Annotated in this window: 20 protein-coding genes; 4 read left to right on the top strand and 16 right to left on the bottom strand. The window is 55.8% G+C overall.

Going from position 1 to position 24,144, the window contains the following annotated elements:
• Nucleotides 1-32: 32 nt before the first annotated feature.
• The 12 genes from nuoL to lrhA all read right to left on the bottom strand — a co-directional run bounded on the left by nuoL (nucleotide 33) and on the right by lrhA (nucleotide 13,682).
• Nucleotides 33-1,880, bottom strand: a complete 1,848-nt coding sequence (gene nuoL / locus H5P17_RS15715; protein WP_020827842.1) for an NADH-quinone oxidoreductase subunit L — start codon at nucleotides 1,878-1,880, stop codon at nucleotides 33-35.
• Nucleotides 1,877-2,179, bottom strand: coding sequence for an NADH-quinone oxidoreductase subunit NuoK (nuoK, locus tag H5P17_RS15710; protein ID WP_012146014.1), 303 nt, complete (start codon nucleotides 2,177-2,179; stop codon nucleotides 1,877-1,879). Before nuoK ends, nuoL begins: the two co-directional genes overlap by 4 nt.
• Nucleotides 2,176-2,736 (bottom strand): NADH-quinone oxidoreductase subunit J, encoded by a 561-nt coding sequence (gene nuoJ / locus H5P17_RS15705; protein ID WP_020827843.1) that lies wholly within the window; start codon nucleotides 2,734-2,736, stop codon nucleotides 2,176-2,178. The genes nuoK and nuoJ overlap by 4 nt, the downstream gene beginning before the upstream one ends.
• Before the next feature lie 13 nt (nucleotides 2,737-2,749).
• Nucleotides 2,750-3,292: an NADH-quinone oxidoreductase subunit NuoI gene (nuoI, locus tag H5P17_RS15700; RefSeq protein ID WP_004947256.1), complete on the bottom strand. Its 543-nt coding sequence runs from the start codon at nucleotides 3,290-3,292 to the stop codon at nucleotides 2,750-2,752.
• A gap of 14 nt (nucleotides 3,293-3,306) precedes the next feature.
• Nucleotides 3,307-4,284: an NADH-quinone oxidoreductase subunit NuoH gene (gene nuoH / locus H5P17_RS15695; protein WP_020827844.1), complete on the bottom strand. Its 978-nt coding sequence runs from the start codon at nucleotides 4,282-4,284 to the stop codon at nucleotides 3,307-3,309.
• Nucleotides 4,281-7,019, bottom strand: a complete 2,739-nt coding sequence (gene nuoG, locus H5P17_RS15690) for an NADH-quinone oxidoreductase subunit NuoG (protein WP_182823889.1) — start codon at nucleotides 7,017-7,019, stop codon at nucleotides 4,281-4,283. Before nuoG ends, nuoH begins: the two co-directional genes overlap by 4 nt.
• A gap of 79 nt (nucleotides 7,020-7,098) precedes the next feature.
• The gene (gene nuoF, locus H5P17_RS15685; protein WP_020827846.1) at nucleotides 7,099-8,451 is read right to left on the bottom strand and encodes an NADH-quinone oxidoreductase subunit NuoF; all 1,353 of its coding nucleotides are present in this window, start codon (nucleotides 8,449-8,451) and stop codon (nucleotides 7,099-7,101) included.
• A complete protein-coding gene (gene nuoE, locus H5P17_RS15680) occupies nucleotides 8,448-8,999 on the bottom strand; it encodes an NADH-quinone oxidoreductase subunit NuoE (RefSeq protein WP_104410952.1) in 552 nt (183 codons plus the stop codon). The genes nuoF and nuoE overlap by 4 nt, the downstream gene beginning before the upstream one ends.
• A gap of 2 nt (nucleotides 9,000-9,001) precedes the next feature.
• The gene (gene nuoC / locus H5P17_RS15675; protein WP_020827848.1) at nucleotides 9,002-10,798 is read right to left on the bottom strand and encodes an NADH-quinone oxidoreductase subunit C/D; all 1,797 of its coding nucleotides are present in this window, start codon (nucleotides 10,796-10,798) and stop codon (nucleotides 9,002-9,004) included.
• A gap of 96 nt (nucleotides 10,799-10,894) precedes the next feature.
• Nucleotides 10,895-11,569: an NADH-quinone oxidoreductase subunit B family protein gene (locus H5P17_RS15670; RefSeq protein WP_004947278.1), complete on the bottom strand. Its 675-nt coding sequence runs from the start codon at nucleotides 11,567-11,569 to the stop codon at nucleotides 10,895-10,897.
• A 23-nt stretch (nucleotides 11,570-11,592) separates the two neighbouring features.
• Nucleotides 11,593-12,030: an NADH-quinone oxidoreductase subunit A gene (locus H5P17_RS15665; RefSeq protein WP_020827849.1), complete on the bottom strand. Its 438-nt coding sequence runs from the start codon at nucleotides 12,028-12,030 to the stop codon at nucleotides 11,593-11,595.
• A gap of 710 nt (nucleotides 12,031-12,740) precedes the next feature.
• Nucleotides 12,741-13,682, bottom strand: a complete 942-nt coding sequence (lrhA, locus tag H5P17_RS15660; RefSeq protein ID WP_182823887.1) for a transcriptional regulator LrhA — start codon at nucleotides 13,680-13,682, stop codon at nucleotides 12,741-12,743.
• A gap of 858 nt (nucleotides 13,683-14,540) precedes the next feature.
• Here lrhA and H5P17_RS15655 point away from each other — a divergent pair.
• Nucleotides 14,541-15,755 carry a pyridoxal phosphate-dependent aminotransferase gene (locus tag H5P17_RS15655; RefSeq protein ID WP_020827851.1) on the top strand — a complete coding sequence of 405 codons (1,215 nt, stop codon included), beginning with the start codon at nucleotides 14,541-14,543 and terminating at the stop codon, nucleotides 15,753-15,755.
• Between the two features lie 117 nt (nucleotides 15,756-15,872).
• Entirely contained in the window at nucleotides 15,873-16,472 is a 600-nt protein-coding gene (gene yfbR / locus H5P17_RS15650; RefSeq protein ID WP_182823885.1) for a 5'-deoxynucleotidase, read from the top strand.
• A gap of 26 nt (nucleotides 16,473-16,498) precedes the next feature.
• Here the strand turns inward: yfbR and H5P17_RS15645 are convergent, their stop codons facing one another.
• From H5P17_RS15645 to yfbV, 4 genes are all read right to left on the bottom strand, one after another.
• Entirely contained in the window at nucleotides 16,499-18,331 is a 1,833-nt protein-coding gene (locus H5P17_RS15645) for an SLC13 family permease (protein WP_255477932.1), read from the bottom strand.
• A gap of 97 nt (nucleotides 18,332-18,428) precedes the next feature.
• Nucleotides 18,429-19,085, bottom strand: coding sequence for a sugar phosphatase (locus H5P17_RS15640; protein ID WP_044552643.1), 657 nt, complete (start codon nucleotides 19,083-19,085; stop codon nucleotides 18,429-18,431).
• Nucleotides 19,086-19,101: 16 nt separating this feature from the next.
• Nucleotides 19,102-19,596 (bottom strand): YfbU family protein, encoded by a 495-nt coding sequence (locus H5P17_RS15635; RefSeq protein ID WP_020827855.1) that lies wholly within the window; start codon nucleotides 19,594-19,596, stop codon nucleotides 19,102-19,104.
• A 146-nt stretch (nucleotides 19,597-19,742) separates the two neighbouring features.
• Nucleotides 19,743-20,198, bottom strand: a complete 456-nt coding sequence (gene yfbV, locus H5P17_RS15630; RefSeq protein WP_020827856.1) for a terminus macrodomain insulation protein YfbV — start codon at nucleotides 20,196-20,198, stop codon at nucleotides 19,743-19,745.
• 354 nt (nucleotides 20,199-20,552) lie between these two features.
• Between yfbV and ackA the strand changes: the two genes are divergently transcribed.
• Both ackA and pta read left to right on the top strand, forming a co-directional pair.
• On the top strand, nucleotides 20,553-21,755 hold the full coding sequence (gene ackA, locus H5P17_RS15625) for an acetate kinase (protein WP_182823883.1): 1,203 nt from the start codon (nucleotides 20,553-20,555) through the stop codon (nucleotides 21,753-21,755).
• Nucleotides 21,756-21,830: 75 nt separating this feature from the next.
• Nucleotides 21,831-23,993: a phosphate acetyltransferase gene (gene pta, locus H5P17_RS15620; protein ID WP_044553012.1), complete on the top strand. Its 2,163-nt coding sequence runs from the start codon at nucleotides 21,831-21,833 to the stop codon at nucleotides 23,991-23,993.
• Nucleotides 23,994-24,144 lie beyond the last annotated feature (151 nt).

Below are 24,144 nucleotides of genomic sequence, written 5' to 3'. Positions count from 1 at the left end.
GCCCGAAAAATGCGTCTGTTTAAATTATTCAATTAAACCAAAATCAACAGAGCCAATACGACCACTGCACCCACACCCATAGACGCTATATACCAACGCACCTGACCGTTCTCGCTCACCGTCAGACCACGGTTCCCCCAGCGGGAGAAAATGGCCGGCAGGTTCATCATCGAGTTCAGCGGATCACGTTGCAGCAACTTCGCAATGCCCAGGTACGGCTTGACGAACACTTTGTCGTACAGCCAGTCGAAGCCCCAGGCATGGAACCACCAGGTCGAGAAGAAACGTCCCGGTGCGCTATTGGCGATGCGGGTAACCAGGGTACGTTTGCCCAGCCACAGCGCCGCCGCTAACAGGATGCCGACAATAGCCACTACGCCGGAGGTGATCTCCAGCTGCAGCACGCTACCGTGCGCCAGCTCGGTAGTATCTGGCAGTACGCCCTGCAGTGGCGGAACAATCATCGCGCCAACGAAGGTGGACAGCACCAGCAGAACCAACAGCGGCAGGTGGTGAGTGATGCCTTTACCGGCATGCGCTTTGATTTTCTCTTCGCCATGGAACACGATGAAAATCATACGGAAGGTATACAGCGAGGTCATGAACGCACCGACCAGGCCGGCAATCATCAGGTTGATGTGACCGTTGGCCATTGCACCCGCCAGGATCTCATCCTTACTGAAGAAGCCTGCGGTGATCAACGGCAGTGCCGACAGCGCAGCGCCCCCCACCAGGAAGCAGACGTAAACCAGTGGAATGCTCTTGCGCAGGCCGCCCATCTTGAAGATGTTCTGCTCGTGATGGCAGGCCAGGATCACCGAACCGGAGGAGAGGAACAGCAGCGCCTTGAAGAACGCATGGGTCATCAGGTGGAAGATCGCCGCATCCCACGCCTGCACGCCCAACGCCAGGAACATGTAGCCAATCTGGCTCATGGTGGAGTAGGCAAGTACGCGTTTGATGTCAGTCTGCACCAGCGCGGCAAAGCCGGCCAGCACCAGGGTCACTGCCCCGATAATACCCACCAGATGCAACACTTCCGGCGCCATCAGGAACAGGCCGTGCGTACGGGCAATCAGGTAAACGCCCGCGGTCACCATGGTCGCCGCGTGGATCAGTGCGGAAACCGGGGTTGGACCTGCCATGGCGTCTGCCAGCCAGGTCTGCAACGGCAGCTGCGCTGATTTACCGACCGCGCCGCCCAGCAACATCAGGGTAGCCCAGGTGATCGCCGTATCGCCGACCGCCAGTTTTTGCGGTGCCAGGATCATCAGTTCGCGGATGTTCAGCGTGCCCAGCTCGTTGTAGAGGATGAACAGCGCGAACGCCAGGAACACGTCGCCGACGCGGGTCACGATGAAGGCTTTCATCGCCGCCGCACCGTTGGCCGGATCCTTGTAGTAGAAGCCGATCAGCAGGTAGCTGCACAGGCCCACGCCTTCCCAGCCCAGGTACATCAGCAACAGGTTGTCTGCCAGTACCAATACCACCATGCTGGCGATAAACAGGTTGGTGTAAGCGAAGAAGCGCGAGTAGCCCTCTTCACCGCGCATGTACCAGGACGCGAACATGTGGATGAAGAAGCCCACGCCGGTGACCACGGACAACATGGTCAACGACAGGCCGTCCAGCGTCAGAGTCACGCCGATATTGAAGTTGCCGACGGTCATCCAGTTCCACAGGCTTTGCTCAAACAGCTGCACGCCGGTCGCTTTCTGGGCGAAGAAGTCCATCGCCACATGCACCGTGACCAACGCAGCCAGGCCAATAGAGCCTACGCCAATGGTTGCCGAGACGTTCTCAGACCAGCGGCCTCGGGAAAAGGCCAACAGCAGGAACCCGATCAGCGGTAGCAGAATAGTTAAATATAATAGGTTCATCCGCGCATCTCACTGACAGTATCAATATTCAGGGTATGACGGCGACGGTAGAGCTGCAGCAGCAACGCCAGACCGATACTGGCCTCGGCTGCCGCCAAACTGATCGCCAGGATGTACATCACCTGCCCATCCGGTTGGCCCCAGTAACTACCCGCCACGATAAACGCCAATGCTGCGGCGTTGATCATCACTTCCAGACTGATCAGCATAAACAGCAGATTACGACGAACCAGCAACCCGGTCAGACCCAGGACGAACAGGATCGCCGCCAGGATCAGGCCATGTTGAAGAGGGATCATGCTTGCTCCTCCGATTTTCTTCTCGCCATTTCGCCACCGACCGGGGCGTTGCTCAACACCTCACCCGGTTTGTGCTCACGGCCAATGTGGAAGGCAACAACCAGACCTGCCAACAGCAGCATTGAAGCCAGCTCAACCGCCAACACGTAAGGACCGAACAGGCTGATCCCCACGGCTTTGGCGTCTACCATCTCACCACTGATGCCCTGATCGGACACGCTGCGAATCGCGAAAATCAGCACCGCCAGCAGCAGCAGCGACAGCAGGCCTGGGCCAATCCATACCGACGGCTTCAGCCAGTCGCGCTCTTGCTTTTGCACCGCGCTGCCGAGGTTCAGCATCATGACCACGAACACGAACAGCACCATGATGGCACCGGCGTAAACGATGATCTCCAACGCCGCAGCGAAGTACGCGCCGAGTGAGAAGAAGACTGCAGAGATCGCCAACAGCGAGACGATCAGATACAGCAACGCATGCACAGGGTTGGTATGCGAGATCACGCGAATAGTCGCGATCACCGCAATCAAACCTGCCAGATAAAAGGCAATTTCCATGCTTGCTGGCTCCTTAAGGCAACAGACCTTTGACGTCGATCGGTTTGGCTTCGTTTTCGGCTTCGCCCTTGGCTTTGCCGTCAATCGCCATACCGGCCATCCGGTAGAAGTTATATTCCGGATATTTACCCGGCCCCGAGATCAACAGATCTTCTTTTTCGTACACCAGGTCCTGGCGTTTGAACTCACCCATTTCGAAATCCGGCGTCAGCTGGATCGCGGTAGTTGGGCAAGCTTCTTCGCACAGGCCGCAGAAAATGCAGCGCGAGAAGTTGATGCGGAAGAACTCCGGGTACCAACGGCCATCTTTCTGTTCTGCTTTTTGCAGCGAGATACAGCCCACCGGGCAGGCGACCGCACACAGGTTACAGGCTACGCAACGTTCTTCACCGTCCGGATCGCGCGTCAGCACGATACGGCCACGGTAACGCGGCGGCAGGTAAACCGGCTCTTCCGGATACATCTGGGTTTCGCGCTTGGCGAAGGCGTGCAGGCCTATCATCCAAATGCTGCGCACCTGGGTGCCGAAACCAACCAATAACTCTTTCAATGTCATGGTTTATTCACCCCTTATTGAGCGTTGTACAAAATAACTGCGGCGGTCGCCAGCAGGTTCAGCAGCGTCAGCGGCAGACACACTTTCCAGCCGAAGGCCATTACCTGGTCATAGCGCGGACGTGGCAGAGCGGCACGAATCAGAATGAACATCATCATGAAGAAAGCCGTTTTCAGCGCGAACCAGATAAATGGCGGCAGGAATGGACCCTGCCAGCCACCGAAGAACAACGTCACAATCAGGGCAGAAACGGTGACGATACCGATGTACTCACCCACGAAGAACAGACCGAATTTCATGCCGGAGTATTCAATGTGGTAACCGTCAGCCAGTTCCTGCTCGGCTTCCGGTTGGTCAAACGGGTGACGGTGACACACCGCAACGCCGGCAATCGCAAAGGTCACGAAACCGAAGAATTGCGGGATGACGTTCCACAGATGCGCCTGAGATTCAACAATGGTCTGCATGTTGAAGGAGTCCGCCTGCGCCACCACGCCCATCAGCGACAGGCCGATGAACACTTCGTAGCTCAGGGTTTGCGCAGAAGCACGCATCGCCCCCAACAGCGAGTATTTGTTGTTGCTCGACCAGCCGGCGAACAGCACGGCGTATACCGCCAGGCCGGCCATCATCAGGAAGAACAAAATACCGATGTTGAGGTCGGACACCGCCCAGGTCGGGCTGACCGGGACGATGGCAAAGGCCAGCAACAGGGAAGTAAAGGCGATCATCGGCGCCAGGGTGAAGATCACCCGGTCGGAGAATTTCGGGACCCAGTCTTCCTTGAAGAACATTTTGATCATGTCGGCGACCAGCTGCAGCGAACCGCCCCAGCCGACACGGTTTGGCCCGTAACGGTTCTGGAACAGGCCGAGCAGGCGACGTTCGCCGAAGCTCATGAAAGCACCGCAGGTGACTACGACCAGCAGGATCACTACCGCTTTAAGCACGGAGATCAGAATGTCGATCACCTCAGGGGTAAACCAGCTCATCGTGTTGCCTCCCGCAGATTTTCAACCGTCGCACCCACCAATACCGGCGGGATCCCTGGCAAGCCTAGCGGTAATCCCACCTGGCCCTGGGTAAGAGTTTCACTCAGGCGCACCGGCAGACGCAGCGTCTGGCCCGCACAGCTGAACTCCACCAGCGCGCCGGCATTGACGCCAAGCGTAGCGGCATCCGCCGGGTTCACCATCACGTAGGCCTCAGGCATACGCTGCTGGATCACGCCGGAACGCTGTGACATTTCATCACTGCCGAACAGGTGGTAATAAGGCGCGACACGCCAGCCTTGCTCATGACCGAAGGCGGCAGGCACCTGCGTGAAGTAATCCAGCTTGCCCTCCCCTGCTTCGATCAGACGCACGCCCGGATCGCCATGACGCAGCTTGCCGCCCACTTCGGCCTGGAACTTGTTCCATGCCTGCGGTGAGTTCCAACCTGGTGCCCAGGCGAATGGGATCTGCTGACGATCGGCCAGCGGGCTGTTGTTCCCTTCCATCGAGAAGGCGAACATGGTGTCTTTATCCTGCGGCTGACGCGGTTCATGCACGCTGATGTTGGCGCGCATTGCCGTACGGCCACTGGAGCGATGTGGCGAACGTGCCAGTTTTTGACCGCGAATGCGGAAACTTGCGTCCGGTGCGGCGTCCACAATGCCCTGCAACTGCGGCAACGCGGTAACACAAGCTTCGATAACGTGATCGAGCTGCGTCCAGTCCACGTGACGGCTGGTGTAGGTGGAATGCAGCGAGTGCATCCAACGCCAGCTTTCCAGCATTACGGTGTAAACGTCTTTTTTCGCGTCGTCGTAGTAGGCCGGATCGTAAACCTGGAAGAAACGCTGTGCGCGACCCTCCTGGTTGACCAGGGTACCGTCGCTTTCCGCAAAGCTGGCCGCCGACAGGATCAGGTTGGCCCGATCCATGATCGCGGTGCGCTGATGATCAACCACGATCAGGTTGCTGACTTTGGCCAACGCGGCGTCAACTTTTGCCGCCTGCGCATGCCGGTAGAGATCGTTTTCCATCACGATAGCGGTGTCTGCTTCGCCGTTTTCCAGCTGAGTCAGCGCCTGATCGAGCGAACCACCGCCAATCATCGACAAACCGATGCTGTTGGCCGCACTGGCCACGAAGGTGATGCCCACATCAGAGCCGCGATCCTTCAGCGCTTTGGCGATGTTGGCCGCCGCTGCGATGATGGCTTCACTGCCGGCGTTGCTGCCGGTGACGATCAGCGGTTTACGTGCGTCGGTCAGCGCCTGCACGATGATATCGACTTTCTTGTTCAGGCCTTCAGCCAAGTCGTTGACCGCCGGCGCCGCGTTGTCCAACGCATGAGCGACAGCGAAGCCGAGACGTGCCTGCTCATCCACCGGCGCACGGTAGTTCCATGCGGCGATGTCGTCCAGACGGGTGTTATCCACGTTAGTGACGAACAGCGGGTATTTGGCATGCTGACCAATGTTTTGTATCGCGGCAATCTGCCAGTCGGCAACGCGCTGGGCCGCCGCCATGGCGCGGGCCTTGCCCTTCACCGCCTGACGTACAGACAAAGCAATACGTGCGCCGGTCTGGGTCAGATCTTCACCCAACACCAATACCGCGTCGTAGCCTTCGATTTCGCGCAGCGCAGGCGTGTGAACGCCGCTGTTTTGCAGCACGTTCAGCATCAGGTTCAGACGACCCTGTTCCGCCTGCGAGATACCGGTGTAGAAATTCTCGGCACCGACCAGTTCACGCAGTGCGAAGTTGCTTTCCAGACTGGCGCGGGGTGAGCCGATACCGATGGTTTTCTTCGCCTGACGCAGGATGTCCGCCGCGCCCTGCATAGCCTGTTCGGCGTTCAGGGTGATCCAGTCGTTGCCGCGCAGCTGCTGTGGCTGACGTGGACGATCTTTCTGGTTCACGTAGCCATAACCGAAGCGGCCGCGGTCGCACAGGAAGTAGTGGTTCACGCTGCCGTTATAGCGGTTTTCAATGCGACGCAATTCACCATAGCGCTCGCCCGGGCTGGTGTTACAGCCGATGCTGCACTGCTGGCAAATGCTTGGCGCAAACTGCATGTCCCACTTACGGTTATAACGCTCGGAGTGGGTTTTGTCGGTGAATACGCCGGTCGGGCACACTTCTACCAGGTTGCCGGAGAACTCGCTTTCCAGCGTGCCGCTCTCAACGCGACCGAAGTAGACGTTATCGTGCGCGCCGTACACACCGAAGTCGGTGCCGTCCGCATAATCCTTGTAGTAACGCACACAACGGTAGCAGGCGATGCAGCGGTTCATCTCATGCGAGATAAACGGCCCCAGTTCCTGGTTGTTGTGGGTACGCTTACTGAAGCGGTATTTACGGAAGCTGTGGCCGGTCATTACTGTCATATCCTGCAGGTGACAGTTACCGCCTTCTTCACATACCGGACAGTCGTGCGGGTGGTTGGTCATCAACCACTCAACCACGCTTTCGCGGAACTGTTTGGCTTCGGTATCGTCGATGGAAATAAAGGTTCCATCGGATGCCGGTGTCATACAAGACATCACCAAACGGCCACGCGTATCTTCCGCGTTTTGGTATTGCTTTACCGCACATTGGCGGCAAGCGCCGACGCTTCCCAGCGCCGGATGCCAGCAAAAGTAAGGAATATCGAGGCCGAGAGAGAGACAAGCCTGCAACAGGTTGTCAGCTCCATCTACGTCGTATTCTTTGCCGTCTACATGAATCGTAGCCATAGTCAGCATGCTTCCAAGTGGCCTGCCTTGCGGCAGGCGTTAATCAAAAATTCTGGCCGTGTCGTCGGGGCGAGTCGGCTTACCAGCGTTGCTTCAGCAGGTTGTTCGGCTGAATGCCGCCAATCGCATGCGCGTTACTGAAATGCTTCACGGCGATGCCCGCTTCGAACTCTTCACGGAAATATTTAATTGCGCTTTGCAGTGGCTCTACGGCACCTGGCGCGTGGGCGCAGAAGGTTTTGCCCGGGCCGAGGGAACGGCACAGCTGCTCGAGGGTTTCGATATCCCCCGGCTGCCCTTGACCATTTTCCAACGCGCGCAGGATCTTCACGCTCCACGGCAGGCCGTCACGGCATGGCGTACACCAACCGCAGGACTCGCGAGCGAAGAACTCTTCCAGGTTGCGCACCAACGGAACCATGCCGATTTCGTGGTCCACCGCCATCGCCAGCGCGGTGCCAAGACGGCTGCCGGCTTTGCCGATGTTCTCGAAGTCCATTGGCAGATCGAGGTGATCGGCAGTCAGGAAGTCGGTCCCTGCGCCACCTGGCTGCCAGGCTTTGAAACGCAAGCCGTCACGCATGCCACCGGCGTAATCTTCCAGAATTTCACGTGCGGTGGTACCAAACGGCAGCTCCCAAACGCCAGGGTTTTTCACCCGGCCGGAGAAGCCCATCAGTTTGGTCCCGGCGTCGTTACTCTTGCCGGCGGAGATCCCCTTGTACCAGTCGATACCGTTCGCCAGAATGGCCGGAACGTTACACAGGGTTTCTACGTTGTTAACGCAGGTCGGTTTGCCCCACACGCCGGAGGAAGCCGGGAATGGTGGCTTGGAGCGCGGGTTGGCACGGCGGCCTTCCAGCGAGTTAATCAGCGCGGTTTCTTCGCCGCAGATGTAGCGACCAGCACCGGTATGAACAATCAGCTCGAAGTCGAAACCGCTGCCCATGATGTTCTTGCCCAGATAGCCGGCTTCGGTAGCTTCGGCAATCGCACGGCGCAAATGCACCGCCGCTTCGATGTACTCACCGCGCAGGAAGATATAGCCGCGGTAAGCCTTCAGCGCGAAAGCCGAGATCAGCATGCCTTCCACCAACAGGTGCGGCATCTGCTCCATCAGCAAGCGGTCTTTGTAGGTGCCCGGCTCCATTTCATCGGCGTTACACAGCAGGTAACGGATGTTCATGGATTCGTCTTTCGGCATCAGGCTCCACTTCAAACCGGTGGAGAAACCTGCGCCGCCGCGACCTTTCAATCCGGCGTCTTTCACCAGGTTGACGATCTCGTCCGGAGCCAGGCCTTTAATGGCCTTTTCGGCACCCGCATAGCCGTTTTTGCTGCGGTATTCATCCAGCCAGACCGGCTGTTTGTCATCACGCAGTCGCCAGGTCAGCGGGTGCATTTCGGGAGTGCGTACAATGTCTTTAATCATTGATACTGCTCCAGTAGCGTCTCGATATCTTCAGGCTTCAGCTGACTGTGAGTGTCCTCATCAATCATCATGGTCGGCCCTTTATCGCAGTTGCCCAGGCAGCAGGTTGGCAGCAGAGTGAAGCGACCATCAAAGGTGGTTTGACCCGGTTTGATGCTCAGCTTCTTCTCGATGGCGGCCTGAATGCCCTGGTAACCGGTGATGTGACAAACAACGCTGTCACAATAACGGATCACGTGACGTCCTACTGGCTGACGGAAAATCTGGCTGTAGAACGTGGCCACGCCTTCTACGTCGCTGGCAGGAATGCCCAGCACTTCCGCGATGGCATAAATCGCACCGTCCGGAACCCAGCCGCGCTGCTTCTGCACAATTTTCAGTGCTTCGATGGAGGCGGCGCGTGGATCCTCGTAATGGTGCTTTTCGTGCTCGATCGCATCACGTTCTTCCGCGCTCAGCTCAAATGCATCAACGCCGCTCTGAGGAGCGGCCGCATTGATGGGTTCAAGCGCTTCGTTATTCGCGTGATTGTCTTTTTGATCATGCATAGTTAGCGGTCCACATCTGACATTACAAAATCGATACTACCCAGATAGACGATCAGGTCGGAGACCAGGCTGCCACGGATTACCGCTGGGATTTGCTGCAGGTGCGCGAAGCTTGGCGTACGTACCCGGGTGCGGTAGCTCATGGTGCTGCCGTCGCTGGTCAGGTAGTAGCTGTTGATCCCTTTGGTGGCTTCAATCATCTGGAATGATTCGTTGGCTGGCATCACCGGGCCCCAGGAAACCTGCAGGAAGTGGGTGATCAGCGTTTCAATGTGCTGCAGCGTACGCTCTTTCGGCGGCGGCGTGGTCAGCGGGTGATCGGCCTTGAACGGGCCTTCCGGCATGTTGTTCAGGCACTGCTCAAGGATGCGCAGGCTCTGGCGCAGCTCTTCTACCTTCAGCATGACGCGGGTGTAGCAGTCGCTGTTGCCGTCGCCGACCGGGATTTCGAAGTCGAAATTCTCATAGCCGGAATACGGACGCCATTTGCGCACGTCGAACTCGATACCGGTAGCGCGCAGACCGGCGCCGGTCACGCCCCACTCCAATGCCTCTTTGGCATTGTAGGATGCAACACCTACGGAACGGCCTTTCAGGATGCTGTTCTTCAACGCAGCCTTGACGTAGGAATCCAGACGTTTTGGCATCCACTCGAGGAATTCACGCAGCAGACGATCCCAACCGCGCGGCAGGTCGTGTGCAACACCGCCAATACGGAACCAGGCCGGGTGCATACGGAAACCGGTAATCGCTTCCACCAGATCGTAGATTTTCTGACGATCGGTAAAGGCGAAGAACACCGGGGTCATGGCGCCGACGTCTTGAATGAACGTACTGATGTACAGCAGGTGACTGTTGATGCGGAACAGTTCGGACAGCATCACGCGGATAGTATCAACGCGCTCCGGTACCTTGATCCCGGCCAGTTTCTCAACCGCCAGCACGTAAGGCATTTCGTTCACGCAGCCGCCGAGGTACTCGATACGGTCGGTGTACGGAATGTAGCTGTGCCAGGACTGACGTTCGCCCATTTTCTCGGCGCCACGGTGGTGGTAACCGATATCCGGAACGCAGTCGACGATCTCTTCGCCATCCAGTTGCAGAATGATACGGAATGCACCGTGCGCAGATGGGTGGTTCGGGCCGAGGTTGAGGAACATGAAGTCCTCGTTCTCGGTGCCACGCTTCATACCCCAATCTTCCGGCTTGAAGGTCAGCGCTTCCATTTCCAGATCTTCTTTCTGTTTGGTCAACACAAAGGGATCGAACTCGGTAGCGCGCGCCGGGTAGTCTTTACGCAGCGGGTGGCCTTCCCAGGTTTGCGGCATCATGATGCGCGTCAGGTGCGGGTGGCCGTCGAAGGTAATACCGAACATTTCCCAGGTTTCACGCTCATACCAGTTGGCATTAGGGAAAACCTTGGTTGCTGTGGGCACGTGCAGGTCTTTTTCAGACAGCGCCACTTTCAGCATGATGTCGCGGTTGCGTTCGATAGAAATCAGATGGTAGAAAACAGAAAAATCCGCGGCCGGCAAACCGTCGCGGTGGGTGCGAAGACGCTCGTCCACGCCATGCAGATCGAACAGCATGACGTAAGGCTTCGGCTGTTTTCTCAAAAACGTCATTACTTCCAGTAACTGGTCAGGCTTGACCCATACCACGGGCATTCCGGTACGGGAGGGCTGAACAGTGAAGGCTTCCGGCCCAAAACGGTTGCGCAGTTCGCCAATCACCGGATCGTCGAGGTGATCTCGGGTCTGCCAGGCCGGCAAGGCGTCGTGCGTCGTTGAATCTGTCATAATTTTTTTTCACCACACTAAAGGGTTATTTCGCCGCAAGTTCACTTTTCGCTGTGTTAACCAATAGCGCACTAAGATGGACGTTAAATGAACGTCTTAAATCTCGTCAGGCGTCCGAAGGTTGGTCACCGCGATACGCTCGCCGTGTTTACGCTCTCTTTCAGACTGCATATTGGCGCGGTAAACGCCCTGATCGCCAACAACCCAGGACAGCGGACGGCGTTCTTTGCCGATCGATTCCTGCAACAGCATCAGCGCCTGCATGTAAGCTTCTGGACGCGGTGGACAACCCGGGATATACACGTCGACCGGCAAGAATTTGTCCACGCCCTGCACCACGGAATAGATATCGTACATGCCGCCGGAGTTGGCACAGGCGCCCATCGAGATCACCCACTTGGGTTCCAGCATCTGTTCGTACAGGCGCTGAATAACCGGAGCCATCTTGGTAAAGCAGGTACCGGCTACCACCATCAGGTCAGCCTGACGCGGCGAAGCACGCAATACTTCGGCACCAAAACGAGCCACGTCGTGAACGGCGGTAAACGAAGTCACCATCTCCACGTAACAGCACGAAAGGCCAAAGTTATAGGGCCAAATAGAGTTTTTACGCCCCCAGTTCACCATGTCATGCAATGCATGTTCGAGTTTACCCATGTAAACCGTGCGGTGAACCTGTTGGTCCAGGGGATCGGCGACAATCTCCTGTTTTTGCAGGGGGTAACGGTCGTTCTCACCGTTCGGGTCTATGCGGGTGAGCGTATAGTCCATCTTAATGCCTCGTTTTTTACCGACTACTGCGGATGACTGTTGGTGTTAGTGATCGTGCCTGGTTTGCTCAGACGTTTGGAACGCGACGGTGTCCAGTCCAATGCGCCGATACGCACCAGATAAAACAGACCGGCCAATAGCACCAAAATGAAAATGGCGGCTTCGATGAAGCCAACCCAACCGCTCTCGCGAATGGAGACCGACCAGGCGTACAGGTACAAGGCTTCAACATCGAAAATAACGAAGAACATGGCGACCAGATAGAACTTGGCGGACAGACGCATACGCGCCGTGCCGACAGAGTCGATACCTGATTCAAACGGGGTATGTTTGGCACGCGCACGGGCTCTCCCACCCAGGAAGAACGCGCCCAGCAGCATTAAACCGCAAAGCCCGATAGCCACGACAAAAAATACGGCGAACGCCCAGTGATGAGCGATAACTTCAGTGGTTGTTGACATACTCTATGCTTACTCATCAAAAGTGGCGTCGATCGCTCTGCTCTTGTATCTGGCAGTTAGTGCACCACATCGATTTAAGGGAAGGATAAATAAACCACACAAACAAACTGCTTTTACAGCGAGTTAGGCAGCGTTTTACTGTGGGCTTTTTACTCCTTTCTATAACCTTTTGTCAACTTTGACAAAAGTATCTACACACTAGTTTACATACGTATCATTTAATTAACATTTGATGCGCCTGGCTTAGGCTAAATCGTGTCAGTTAATTGCCGTGTAGAAACAGATAGATATAAACCAACATGCACATTTCAGTTTTACTATACCATTGTCTCAGGAATCTCCTGTTCTTCCACTCACTACCTAGGGGTATTTTTTTGATCCAGGACACGTTTTCAGCATAAAACCTCAAAAAAAGTGTGGCCCTTTAATAAATTTTGTCAATTCTGGCGGTAAAAATCGCCGAGACAAACTATCAAAATAACCCTATCCATTCCAGGTCTTTAGCTGAAAAACTAATCGTGCAAAAAATCACCGAAAGTCATTTTCTTCGTCTGATAACCGTTCTCATTACCCACAAATACTCAAACAAATAACCACTTCGTAATAAAAAATCATCCAATGCACCATAAATTTATTTTTAGCTAAATTTTGACCAAAAAAAACCTCCGCCGAAGCAGAGGTTTTTTCATCGGGTTTAACGCTTTTTGGCGTTATTCCTCATCGTCAACCAGACAGGCATCATCTTGCAGCGATGCACCGGGCCCGCTGAAGCTGTAGCTGTAGCTGTCGTTGCCGTTTTGCATGGCGCTGAAGATCGCCATCGCCAGCTCATTACCGCACTGAGGATCCTTGCACAGGCTGTATTGAGTATCAGGTAACCCTGGCAGCCCCTCCGTTGCGCCAAGCACGCGCAGGTCCGGACTCATCATTTCGATTGGGCGAACGGTAATGCCCAGCCCGGCCTTACAGGCGGCGCGAACGGCGGAAAGCGTTGAAGCCACATAGGCGATCCGCCATGGGATCCCGGCGTCATCCAGGTGTTTGATCGCCATCGCGCGGAATGGACTTGGATCGTCCATCACCACCAGCGGGATCGGTTCGCCGGCCTGGAAATGGTAATCGGCCGCGCAGTACCACAGGGTTGGCGAGGTACGCAGCACAATGTGCGGGCGATCTGCGGCAGCTATCGTGGTGATGGCCAGATCGACTTCGCCACTTTCCAGCATGTCGACCATGAACGAACTGGGTTTCACCCGGACATCAATCGCCAGTTTTGGGTATACCGACGTGACGCGGTTAAGCAAGAAAGGCAGGATGGTATCGGCGGTATCATCAGAAGCGCCAATAGTCAGAACACCCTTTATATTGTTGTACATCAACGAAGTACAGGCTTCGTCATTGAAGCGCAGGATTTTCCTGGCGTAGCCGAGAAGCTGAATACCGTGTTCGGTCAGTAATTTATTGCGCCCATGACGGGCAAACAACTCTTTGCCAACCAGTTGCTCTAACCGCTGCATTTGTTGGCTGACGGCTGATTGAGTACGACAAACGGCGACTGCCGCCGCCGCAAAAGTATTCAAATCAGCAACAGCTACAAAGGTTCTTAGCAGATCGAGGTCGAGATTGAGTATCGGACGATTTGCAGTTGTCATAGTGTTTTCTTCACTTTTTGAATTCTAATTTACAAACTACCCTGGTGTGTTTCTAAGACATCGTTAAAGGACGATGCCAGACATGACAGTACCCCACTCATAAGTGGAGGGCAAAAAAATTACTTTTATTTCGTTACCTCTATCGCCTTTTAAAATGTGATCTATCGTGAATGCTTATAGAAATGCCGTACTTTATAAGTGGTGAAAGTGTTTCATTTTTACCGGGTTAAATATTTTACTCATTCAACGCGTGAGATTTCCACACCAATCGTGCTGCATAACCCCCGCGTCCAGACTGGCCTCAGCGTCGTTTTCTGCACGGAAAAATCCTTAGTTCGTAGCGTAGCGTCTGGTTCATTTTTTCATGACTTTAATAAATTCAATCAGTAACATTTATTACGTGAATAAATCAGAAATAACTACTTAAACAGCGCTTAAGATAGAAACTGAAATACGGCTAATGTAATTCACCCTTGTCTTTCAGTTTGGATCGCCGATTGACATCCCGCTATCAGACTACTCTGGCATTATCATTTCTTTACATTTTAACTTCTTTAATCTCTGCGCAACTAATCCATTTATCGGGTCCCGTTCCGTCACGAGGATGATACCGGGTAATTATGACTGCACACCATCCCACCTGCAGAATAAAAAACCAATTTTAAAACAAAATGCAGGACTAAATCCCAAGAAAACACTTTAGCATTGCTTATCTCACCTGGGTTCCTGCGTTACCCCCTTCGTTTGCACCAAAGGCGTGCATGGCCCTTCAAAAGCGCCCGCGCCAGGAGTACATTGGGCAGGTTGCGGCATTCCACGGTAGGAACGCCCCCATCCCAGCAAAAGGCTCAACTTTTTATGTCCCCCATTGAGAAATCCAGCAAACTGGACAACGTCTGCTATGACATTCGTGGCCCGGTGCTCAAAGAAGCTAAACGTCTTGAAGAAGAAGGCAATAAAGTCCTGAAACTGAACATCGGCAACCCCGCCCCATTCGGTTTCGACGCCCCTGATGAAATCCTGGTCGACGTGATCCGCAATTTGCCCACGGCGCAAGGGTATTCCGATTCCAAAGGGCTCTTCTCGGCGCGTAAAGCGATCATGCAGCACTACCAGGCACGAAACATACGCGACGTGACCGTTGAGGATATCTACATCGGCAATGGGGTTTCAGAGCTGATCGTGCAATCCATGCAGGCGTTACTCAATAGCGGCGACGAAATGCTGGTGCCGGCGCCGGATTACCCACTGTGGACCGCGGCGGTTTCGCTGTCCGGCGGTAAGGCCGTGCATTATCTGTGCGATGAGCAAGCCGGTTGGTTCCCGGATCTGGATGACATCATCAGCAAGATCACCCCACGCACCCGCGGCATCGTGATCATCAACCCGAACAACCCTACCGGCGCGGTGTACAGCAAAGCGCTGCTGGAACAAATCGTCGAGATTGCCCGTCAGCATAACCTGATCATCTTCTCCGATGAGATTTACGACAAAATTCTGTATGACGAAGCCGAACACCATTCGATCGCCGCGCTGGCACCGGACCTGCTGACCGTCACCTTTAACGGACTGTCCAAAACTTACCGCGTTGCGGGTTTCCGTCAGGGCTGGATGGTATTGAACGGGCCCAAAAAACACGCCAAGGGGTATATCGAAGGCCTGGAAATGCTGGCGTCAATGCGCCTGTGCGCCAACGTACCGATGCAGCACGCTATCCAAACCGCACTGGGCGGTTACCAGAGCATCAGCGAATTTATTCAACCCGGCGGCCGTCTGTATGAACAGCGTAATCGCACCTGGGAGCTGTTGAATGAAATTCCGGGGGTTTCCTGCGTGAAACCTCAGGGTGCGCTGTATATGTTCCCACGCATCGACGCCAAACGTTTTAATATTCACGACGATCAGAAATTGGTGCTGGATCTGCTGCTGCAGGAAAAAGTCCTGCTGGTGCAGGGCAGCGCCTTCAACTGGCCGTACCCGGATCATGTGCGCATCGTTACGCTGCCGCGCGTAGATGAACTGGAAATGGCGGTCGGCAAACTGGGCCGCTTCCTGGAAGGCTATCGTCAATAGTCATGATGGGCGCAGCCTGCTGCGCCCTTCTCCCCCATCACCGCACTGCCTGGGTTGCATAACCCGCCATCACTGCTCACAATGGAACCCTCACTTGCCGTTGTATAAGAGAGCACCATGAGCCAGAGCCACTTTTTTGCCCATCTGTCACGTTTGAAACTGATTAACCGCTGGCCGCTGATGCGCAATGTCCGTACCGAGAACGTTTCCGAGCATAGCCTGCAGGTGGCATTTGTCGCCCATGCGCTGGCGGTGATCAAGAACCGGAAGTTCAATGGCAACCTGAGTGCCGAGCGTGTCGCCCTGCTGGCGATGTACCACGATGCCAGTGAAGTGATCACCGGCGATATGCCGACGCCGATCAAATACTACAATCCGCAGATCGCCCACGAGTACAAAAAGATCGAAAAGATCGCCCAGCAGAAACTGCTGGATATGATCCCGGCCGAATTGCGCAATGATTTCCGCTCGATTCTCGACGAGCACTATTACACCGAAGACGAAAAGTTGGTGGTGAAGCAGGCCGATGCGCTGTGCGCCTACCTGAAGTGCCTGGAAGAACTTTCTGCCGGCAATAACGAATTCAAGCTGGCGAAGGCCCGATTGGACAAGACCTTGCAGCAACGCGGCAGCCCGGAAATGGACTATTTCATGAACGTGTTTATTCCCAGCTTCAGCCTGTCGCTGGACGAAATCAGCCTCGACTCCTCCCTGTAAATCCTATGGCGCAGCATGCTGCGCCGTTAAAATGCATACAGCCAGGGCACAATAATCACGCTAACCAACATCACCAACAGCGTGAACGGCACGCCCATACGCACAAAATCACCGAACTTATAGTTCCCAGGCCCCAACACCAAAGTGTTCACCGGTGAAGAAACCGGCGTCATAAAGGCCGCCGAAGCAGCAATGGCGATAATCATGGCAAACGGGTACGGTGAAACCCCCATTTCGCGGGCGGCGGCAATGGCGATCGGTGCCATCAGCACGGCGGTCGCCGTATTGGAAATAAACAGCCCAATAGTGGCGCACAGTGCAAACAGGCACACCAGCATCACCCTTGGCCCGGCACCGCCGGCAACGTCCATTAACCCGCGCACGATCAAATCCACCCCGCCAGTCTTCTGCAGTGCCTGAGCAAAGGGCATCATGCCGACAATCAAAATAATGCTTGGCCAGTGGATCGATTTATAGGCATTTTCCATGTCAATACAGCGGAACTTGCCCATCAGCAGACAGGCAATCAGTGCGGCGATGGGGTTTGGGATCTCGTCGGTCAGCATCATTGCCACCATCAACGCCAGACAGAATAATGCGTGCGGCGCCTGAGTGATGGCCGGCGCAACCTCGTCGACCTCGGCGGGCAAATTGAGCACGATAAAATCATGGGTTTTCGCCTGCAGCTGACGGATCGCCTTCCAGTCGCCAATCACCAACAGAATGTCGCCCAACGCCAGCGGCTCATCCACCAGCTTGCCCGCCAGGGTTTCGCCATTGCGGCGGATCCCCACCACGTTCAGATCGTAACGGCTGCGAAAGGCGGATTCGCGCAGGCTTTTGCCCAACAGCGTCGAGTCGGGAATCAACGACACTTCCGCCATGCCGACGTTGCGCGACTGCTCGGAAAAATAGTCGCCGCGCAGCACCATGGGTTCCAGTTGCTGCTCACTGCAGAATTCTCGTAAATCGACCTGGCTGTCCGACATGTCGAGCAGCAGCACATCGCCTTCACGCAGCTCGGTGCTGCCGGATGCGCTGACCATCACCCGCCGAAAGCGTTTCCAACGTTCAATGCCCACCACATTGGCGCCGTAGCGAGCGCGCAGGTGTAGCTCGTCCAGGGAATGCCCCACCAGCGGCGAGCCGCTGCGCAGCGCCAGCCGACGCGCCCGGCCGGTTAGCTTGTAGTCGCGGATCAGGTCGCGGAAGGTGCGTCGCTGCCAGGTTTCGCGCGTTTTATCGCCGTCTTCATTGCCCAGCCAACGGCGAGCCACCAGCATATAGCCTACGCCCAGCACCAACACCGCCAGGCCTACCGGCGTCACGCCGAAGAAGCCAAAACCGCTGATGCCTTCGCGCACCAGCTCGCTGTTTACCACCATGTTCGGCGGGGTCGCCACCAGGGTCATCATGCCGCTGATCAGACCGGCAAAGCTCAGCGGCATCATCAACCTTCCCGGGGCGATTTTCATTCGCGCCGCCACGCTGAGCACCACCGGGATAAAAATGGCCACTACGCCGGTTGAGCTCATAAAAGCCCCCAGGCCGGCGACGGTGACCATCAGCAACATCAGCATTTTGGTTTCACTACTGCCGGCTACCTTCACCAGCCAGTCTCCCACCTGATAAGCCACCCCGGTGCGCACCAGCCCTTCCCCAATCACGAACAGCGCGGCAATCAGGATCACGTTGGGATCGCTAAAGCCGACCGTGGCCTCCGGCAGGGTCAGGGTACCGCTCAGCACAAAGGCGATGATCACCAGCAACGCCACTACGTCCATACGCAGTTTATTGGTGGTAAACAACACAATGGCAATCAACAGTAAACTCAGCACCCACAGTAATTCGCTGTTCAAAACGGCCTCACCCGGCAGAGATATCCAAGGGCTTAAAAATTAGCATAAAAAAACCCCGCCGGTGCGGGGTCTAATCAATTTGGGTGAAGATAGGGCGTTACGCCACCAGGTTAATCGCGGCGCCCTGCTCCGTTTTGCTCACGGCGATCTGCTCAAGCGATGACAGCAGCAGATCGACCTGATCCAACTTTGGCGCATCGGCCGGAGCATTGACGGCTATCACCTGGCAGCCTGCAGCCAGCCCGGAAAGAATACCGGCAGCGGCGTCTTCCACCACCACACAATCCCGCGGTGCCAACCCCAGGCGCTCAGCCCCCAGCAGATACGCATCCGGCTGTGGCTTGCCTTTTTTCACCTGCTCGGCGGTAATGAAAACCTCCGGCTGTGGCAGGCCACCGGCATTCCGCCGAGCGGTAGCCACCGGGATCGAGCCGGAAGTGACGATCGCCCAGGGAATGTCGAGTTGATTCAAGCGCGCCAGCAAGGCAGCGGCGCCGGGCAGTGCGGTAACGCCCTCCGTGTCCTGCGCTTCCACCTGTTCCAGCAGCAGAAACTCCTGCTGAATCTCGGCCTCGCTTTCACCCGGCATAAAATGACGCAACGAGGTAATGGCCTGTTTACCGTGAATAAAATCCAGCACGTCCTGCGGATCAACGCCGCGGCGTTTGGCCCAGTTAACCCAGGCGCGCTCTACCGCAGGCAATGAATCCACCAGCGTCCCATCAAGATCGAACAGAAAACCCTTACACTCCACAGGAAACCTCTTTTAATCAGGCATTGATAATTTGCGCTATCTCAACGGCGCTCAAATGATACTGGCGTGGGCATGACAGCCAGATAGCCAGCATACGCTGGTACTTTTCCCACATTTTGGTTTGGGCGTTGAAGCCGTGGCTGCCGGAATCGAAATGAGTATAGCGCCCCTCGGTGTTAACCAGGAAACGCACGTAGCTCAGATGACGCGCCTCGGTCGCGGCGTCAAAGCCGAGAAACGCCAGGCGGCGGGCTTCAATGCCTTGTTTGTCTTTCAGATTGTCCCAGGAAACCTGCAGCGCGTGGTGCATTTCCATAACGTTGATAATGGTGCGGCACACGTCTTCGCTCATTTCGCCGAAGTCGCGATCCAGCTCGCGCATCTGCAGGCCAAAACCGCGTTCGATAATGGTCTGCAAGCGACGATAACGTTCAGCGTTATCCGGATCCAGCAGGGTCATCATCTTGTATTGGTTCGACAGGATCAGGCGTTGGGCGTGGGTCATTTCCATTATAATTTCCTCGATAAATTACTCATGGCGAAAGCATCGCACAGCGCAATATCACAGGAAATCACAACTCGCCGGTTCTTTGATTTGAACGGGGGTTATTGGCAAGAACGCTAAAATGGCCGCCAGGAATACGGCCATTTTTAGTGTTAAAGGTCATCCAGGAAGGTTTTATCCAACTGCTTGAAGGCGCGTTTCAGCAGGTCCGCCAGCGACTGGTAGGTCGGCGTGCCTTCTACCGGCGCGACGGCCTGACCGGCTTCGGTCAGCTTGTTGCGTACCTCATGGAACCACTGCAACAGCGTTGGCGGTAACGGAGTGACAGAACGACGGCCCAACCACCACAGGCCCTGCATCGGCATGCTGCAGGCGAACAGAGCGGTGGCGATCGCCGGGCCCAACTGGCCCCCCAGGGCAATCTGCCAGGTCAGGGTAAACACCGCCAGCGGCGGCATAAAGCGGACGGCAAAGCGGGTGGCACTCGCAACGCGATTCTCCGGAAAGACCGGAGCCAGACGTTTGTCTGACGGCCAGGTTTTCATGTAATGCTGCCCGCGCTGGAAGACCTGAAACCAGCTTACGGAACCGGACGGTTTGCTCGTCATCGCGTACCTCAACGTCACAAAGAAAAATAAGGGCACGGCCAACACATACTAAAAAATTTGAAGCTTTAAATTTATTTTGTGTTTGCCTCGGGCTATCGGTATCCTAGGCCGGCCTTTTGGCCGGTAGAAGATGACAATAATTCTGTCAACTTTTAGCCCTATAAAAATCAAGATTACTTAAACCGCAGAGAAATCATCGGTTTTTTCATCGTCATGTGGTTTGTGCAATTCACATGATGTTAATCATAAATGTCAACGGCATTATGCGCTACGCTTGTTGTCTGATTGACGATTAATTCACCACGTGTTTTGGTATTTCCTTTAACAACACGAACTATTTAAGTAGGTACTTCCATGTCGAGTAAGCTAGTACTGGTCCTGAACTGCGGCAGTTCTTCCCTGAAGTTCGCTATCATCGATGCTGTCAACGGTGAAGAACACCTCTCCGGCCTGGCCGAATGTTTCCACCTGCCTGAGGCTCGCCTCAAGTGGAAGATGGACGGCGCCAAACACGAAGCGGCTTTGGGTGCCGGCGCTGCGCACAGCGAAGCACTGAACTACATTGTTAATACTATTCTGGCACAAAAACCGGAGCTTTCTGCACAGCTGACCGCTATCGGTCACCGCATTGTGCACGGCGGCGAGAAGTTCACCGCTTCTGCCGTGATCAATGACGAAGTCTTGCAGGGTATCAAAGATTCGGTGCCGTTTGCACCACTGCATAACCCGGCGCACCTGATCGGTATCGCTGAGGCATTGAAATCCTTCCCTAAACTGGCGGATAAAAACGTTGCCGTGTTCGACACCGCGTTCCACCAGACCATGCCGGAAGAATCCTACCTGTACGCCCTGCCGTACAGCCTGTACCGTGACCACAGCGTTCGTCGCTATGGCGCACACGGCACCAGCCACTTCTACGTAACTCAAGAAGCTGCGAAAGTGCTGAACAAACCGGTTGAAGAAGTTAACCTGATCACCTGCCACCTGGGCAACGGCGGTTCCGTAACCGCAGTGCGCAACGGCAAATGCGTTGACACCTCCATGGGTCTGACCCCGCTGGAAGGCCTGGTCATGGGCACCCGCAGCGGTGACATCGATCCAGCGATCATCTTCCACCTGCACGACTCTCTGGGCATGAGCGTTGATCAAATCAACAAAATGCTGACCAAAGAATCCGGCCTGCTGGGCCTGACTGAAGTCACCAGCGACTGCCGTTACGTTGAAGACAACTACGCAACCAAAGCCGATGCAAAACGCGCGATGGACGTATTCTGCCACCGTCTGGCCAAGTACATCGGTGCCTATAGCGCCCTGATGGACGGTCGTCTGGACGCGGTCATCTTCACCGGCGGCATCGGCGAAAACGCCGGTATGGTTCGTGAGCTGACCCTGGACAAACTGGGCCTGCTGGGCTTCGAGATTGACCACGAGCGCAACATGGCCGCTCGCTTCGGTAAATCCGGCGCCATCACCAAAGACGGCAGCCGCCTGGCGCTGGTTATCCCGACCAACGAAGAGTTGGTCATCGCGCAAGACGCATCCCGTCTGACCGCGTAAACGCTCTCCGACACCGTCAGCTCAGGCTGGCGGTGCTGTTTTAGCCTCATGTTAATTCGTGAAGAGGACTATTCTGTGTCACGTACAATTATGTTGATCCCCACCGGCACCAGCGTCGGCCTGACCAGCGTCAGCCTGGGTGTCATCCGCTCCATGGAGCAAAAAGGCGTTAGCCTGAGCGTGTTCAAACCTATCGCTCAACCACGCACCGGCGGCGACTCGCTCGATCAGACCACCACCATCATCCGCAGCAGCAACTCCACCATCACCGCGGCCGAACCGCTGCGCATGAGCTACGTTGAGGGCCTGCTGAGCTCCAACAAGCAAGATGAGTTGATGGAAGAGATCGTGGCGCGCTACCACGAGAACACCAAAGACGCGGAAGTGGTGCTGATCGAAGGCCTGGTGCCGACTCGTAAGCACCAGTTCGCCAACGCGCTCAACTATGAAATCGCCAAGACGCTGAATGCGGAAATCGTTTTTGTACTGGCACTGGGCAATGATTCCCCGGCTCAGTTGAAAGAGCGCATCGAGCTGGCTCGCAGCAGCTTCGGCGGCAGCAAGAACAAAAACATCACCGGCGTGATCATCAACAAGCTGAACGCCCCGGTTGACGAGCAGGGCCGTACCCGTCCTGACCTGTCCGAGATCTTCGACGACTCCACCAAGGCCAGCGTAACCAACGTTGACCCGGCGCAACTGTTCGCCAACAGCCCGCTGCCGGTACTGGGCTGCGTGCCGTGGAGCTTCGACCTGATCGCGACCCGCGCTATCGACATGGCCCGTCACCTGAAGGCCACCGTGGTCAATGAAGGCGACATCATGACCCGTCGCGTGAAGTCTGTAACCTTCTGTGCGCGCAGCATTCCGCACATGCTGGAACACTTCCGTCCGGGTTCACTGCTGGTCACCTCGGCAGACCGTCCTGACGTGCTGGTTTCTGCCTGTCTGGCGGCGATGAACGGCGTGGAAATTGGTGCTGTGCTGCTGACCGGCGGCTACGCTATCGACGAACCGATCAGAAAGCTTTGTGAACGTGCGTTCCAAACCGGCCTGCCGGTCTTTATGGTCGAAACCAACACCTGGCAGACCTCGCTGAGCCTGCAAAGCTTCAACCTCGAAGTGCCGGCGGACGACCACCAGCGCATCGAGAAAGTGCAGAACTACGTGGCCAGCCACATCAACGCAGAATGGATCGAGTCTCTGACTGCGACCTCCGAGCGTTCGCGTCGCCTGTCTCCACCGGCGTTCCGCTATGAGCTGACTGAGCTGGCGCGTAAAGCCGGCAAACGCATCGTGCTGCCGGAAGGCGACGAGCCGCGTACCGTGAAAGCGGCGGCTATCTGCGCCGAACGTGGTATCGCAGAGTGCGTGCTGCTGGGCAATCCGGAAGAGATCCAGCGCGTTGCCGCGGCTCAGGGCGTTGAGCTCGGCAAAGGCATCGAGATTGTTGATCCGGTCGCCGTGCGCGAACAATATGTTCCGCGTCTGGTTGAGCTGCGTAAGAGCAAGGGCATGACCGAAGTGGTTGCGCGCGAGCAACTGGAAGATAACGTGGTTCTCGGCACCCTGATGCTGGAGAAAGGCGAAGTCGACGGTCTGGTTTCCGGCGCGGTTCACACCACCGCCAACACCATCCGTCCACCGCTGCAGCTGATCAAAACGGCGCCGGGCAGCTCGCTGGTGTCCTCCGTGTTCTTCATGCTGCTGCCTGATCAGGTTCTGGTGTACGGCGACTGCGCGATCAACCCGGACCCAACCGCAGAACAGCTGTCTGAAATCGCGATCCAGTCGGCAGACTCCGCTGCGGCCTTCGGTATCGAACCACGCGTAGCCATGATCTCCTACTCCACCGGTAACTCCGGCGCAGGTAGCGACGTTGAGAAAGTGCGTGAAGCGACGCGTCTGGCGCAGGAAAAACGTCCTGACCTGATCATCGACGGCCCACTGCAGTACGACGCCGCCATCATGGCCGACGTCGCCAAGTCCAAAGCGCCAAACTCACCGGTTGCAGGCCAGGCTACCGTGTTCATCTTCCCAGATCTGAACACCGGTAACACCACCTACAAAGCGGTACAGCGTTCCGCTGACCTGGTGTCCATCGGGCCAATGCTGCAAGGCATGCGCAAGCCGGTGAACGACCTGTCACGTGGCGCACTGGTAGACGATATCGTTTATACCGTAGCCCTGACCGCTATCCAGTCTTCCCAGGCTGATGCAGCAGCAGTCAAAGCCTGATAATCCCCGAATTATCAGATAAAAAAAACCGGTCAATTGACTAATGCCGATCGTTTAAGGATCGGTTGAACGATCCGGTGGTTGCTGTAAAAAGGGTTCCAGGACATGACTGGAACCCTTTTTTATGCACCTTTCTCAGGCTCTTGGCATT

It is taken from the genome of Serratia sp. OS31, from assembly GCF_014164835.1.
GTDB classification, from domain to species: Bacteria; Pseudomonadota; Gammaproteobacteria; order Enterobacterales; family Enterobacteriaceae; genus Serratia; species Serratia liquefaciens_A.
Note: the sequence above shows the minus strand (reverse complement) of the source record. Positions and strands in the feature narration are given on the sequence as shown.

Excerpts from the sequence above, each read along its gene's own strand:
- nuoL (WP_020827842.1), bottom strand. The coding sequence starts at position 1,880 with ATGAACCTATTATATTTAACTATTCTGCTACCGCTGATCGGGTTCCTG.
- nuoK (WP_012146014.1), bottom strand. The coding sequence starts at position 2,179 with ATGATCCCTCTTCAACATGGCCTGATCCTGGCGGCGATCCTGTTCGTC.
- nuoJ (WP_020827843.1), bottom strand. The coding sequence starts at position 2,736 with ATGGAAATTGCCTTTTATCTGGCAGGTTTGATTGCGGTGATCGCGACT.
- nuoI (WP_004947256.1), bottom strand. The coding sequence starts at position 3,292 with ATGACATTGAAAGAGTTATTGGTTGGTTTCGGCACCCAGGTGCGCAGC.
- nuoH (WP_020827844.1), bottom strand. The coding sequence starts at position 4,284 with ATGAGCTGGTTTACCCCTGAGGTGATCGACATTCTGATCTCCGTGCTT.
- nuoG (WP_182823889.1), bottom strand. The coding sequence starts at position 7,019 with ATGGCTACGATTCATGTAGACGGCAAAGAATACGACGTAGATGGAGCT.
- nuoF (WP_020827846.1), bottom strand. The coding sequence starts at position 8,451 with ATGATTAAAGACATTGTACGCACTCCCGAAATGCACCCGCTGACCTGG.
- nuoE (WP_104410952.1), bottom strand. The coding sequence starts at position 8,999 with ATGCATGATCAAAAAGACAATCACGCGAATAACGAAGCGCTTGAACCC.
- nuoC (WP_020827848.1), bottom strand. The coding sequence starts at position 10,798 with ATGACAGATTCAACGACGCACGACGCCTTGCCGGCCTGGCAGACCCGA.
- H5P17_RS15670 (WP_004947278.1), bottom strand. The coding sequence starts at position 11,569 with ATGGACTATACGCTCACCCGCATAGACCCGAACGGTGAGAACGACCGT.
- H5P17_RS15665 (WP_020827849.1), bottom strand. The coding sequence starts at position 12,030 with ATGTCAACAACCACTGAAGTTATCGCTCATCACTGGGCGTTCGCCGTA.
- lrhA (WP_182823887.1), bottom strand. The coding sequence starts at position 13,682 with ATGACAACTGCAAATCGTCCGATACTCAATCTCGACCTCGATCTGCTA.
- H5P17_RS15655 (WP_020827851.1), top strand. The coding sequence starts at position 14,541 with ATGTCCCCCATTGAGAAATCCAGCAAACTGGACAACGTCTGCTATGAC.
- yfbR (WP_182823885.1), top strand. The coding sequence starts at position 15,873 with ATGAGCCAGAGCCACTTTTTTGCCCATCTGTCACGTTTGAAACTGATT.
- H5P17_RS15635 (WP_020827855.1), bottom strand. The coding sequence starts at position 19,596 with ATGGAAATGACCCACGCCCAACGCCTGATCCTGTCGAACCAATACAAG.
- yfbV (WP_020827856.1), bottom strand. The coding sequence starts at position 20,198 with ATGACGAGCAAACCGTCCGGTTCCGTAAGCTGGTTTCAGGTCTTCCAG.
- ackA (WP_182823883.1), top strand. The coding sequence starts at position 20,553 with ATGTCGAGTAAGCTAGTACTGGTCCTGAACTGCGGCAGTTCTTCCCTG.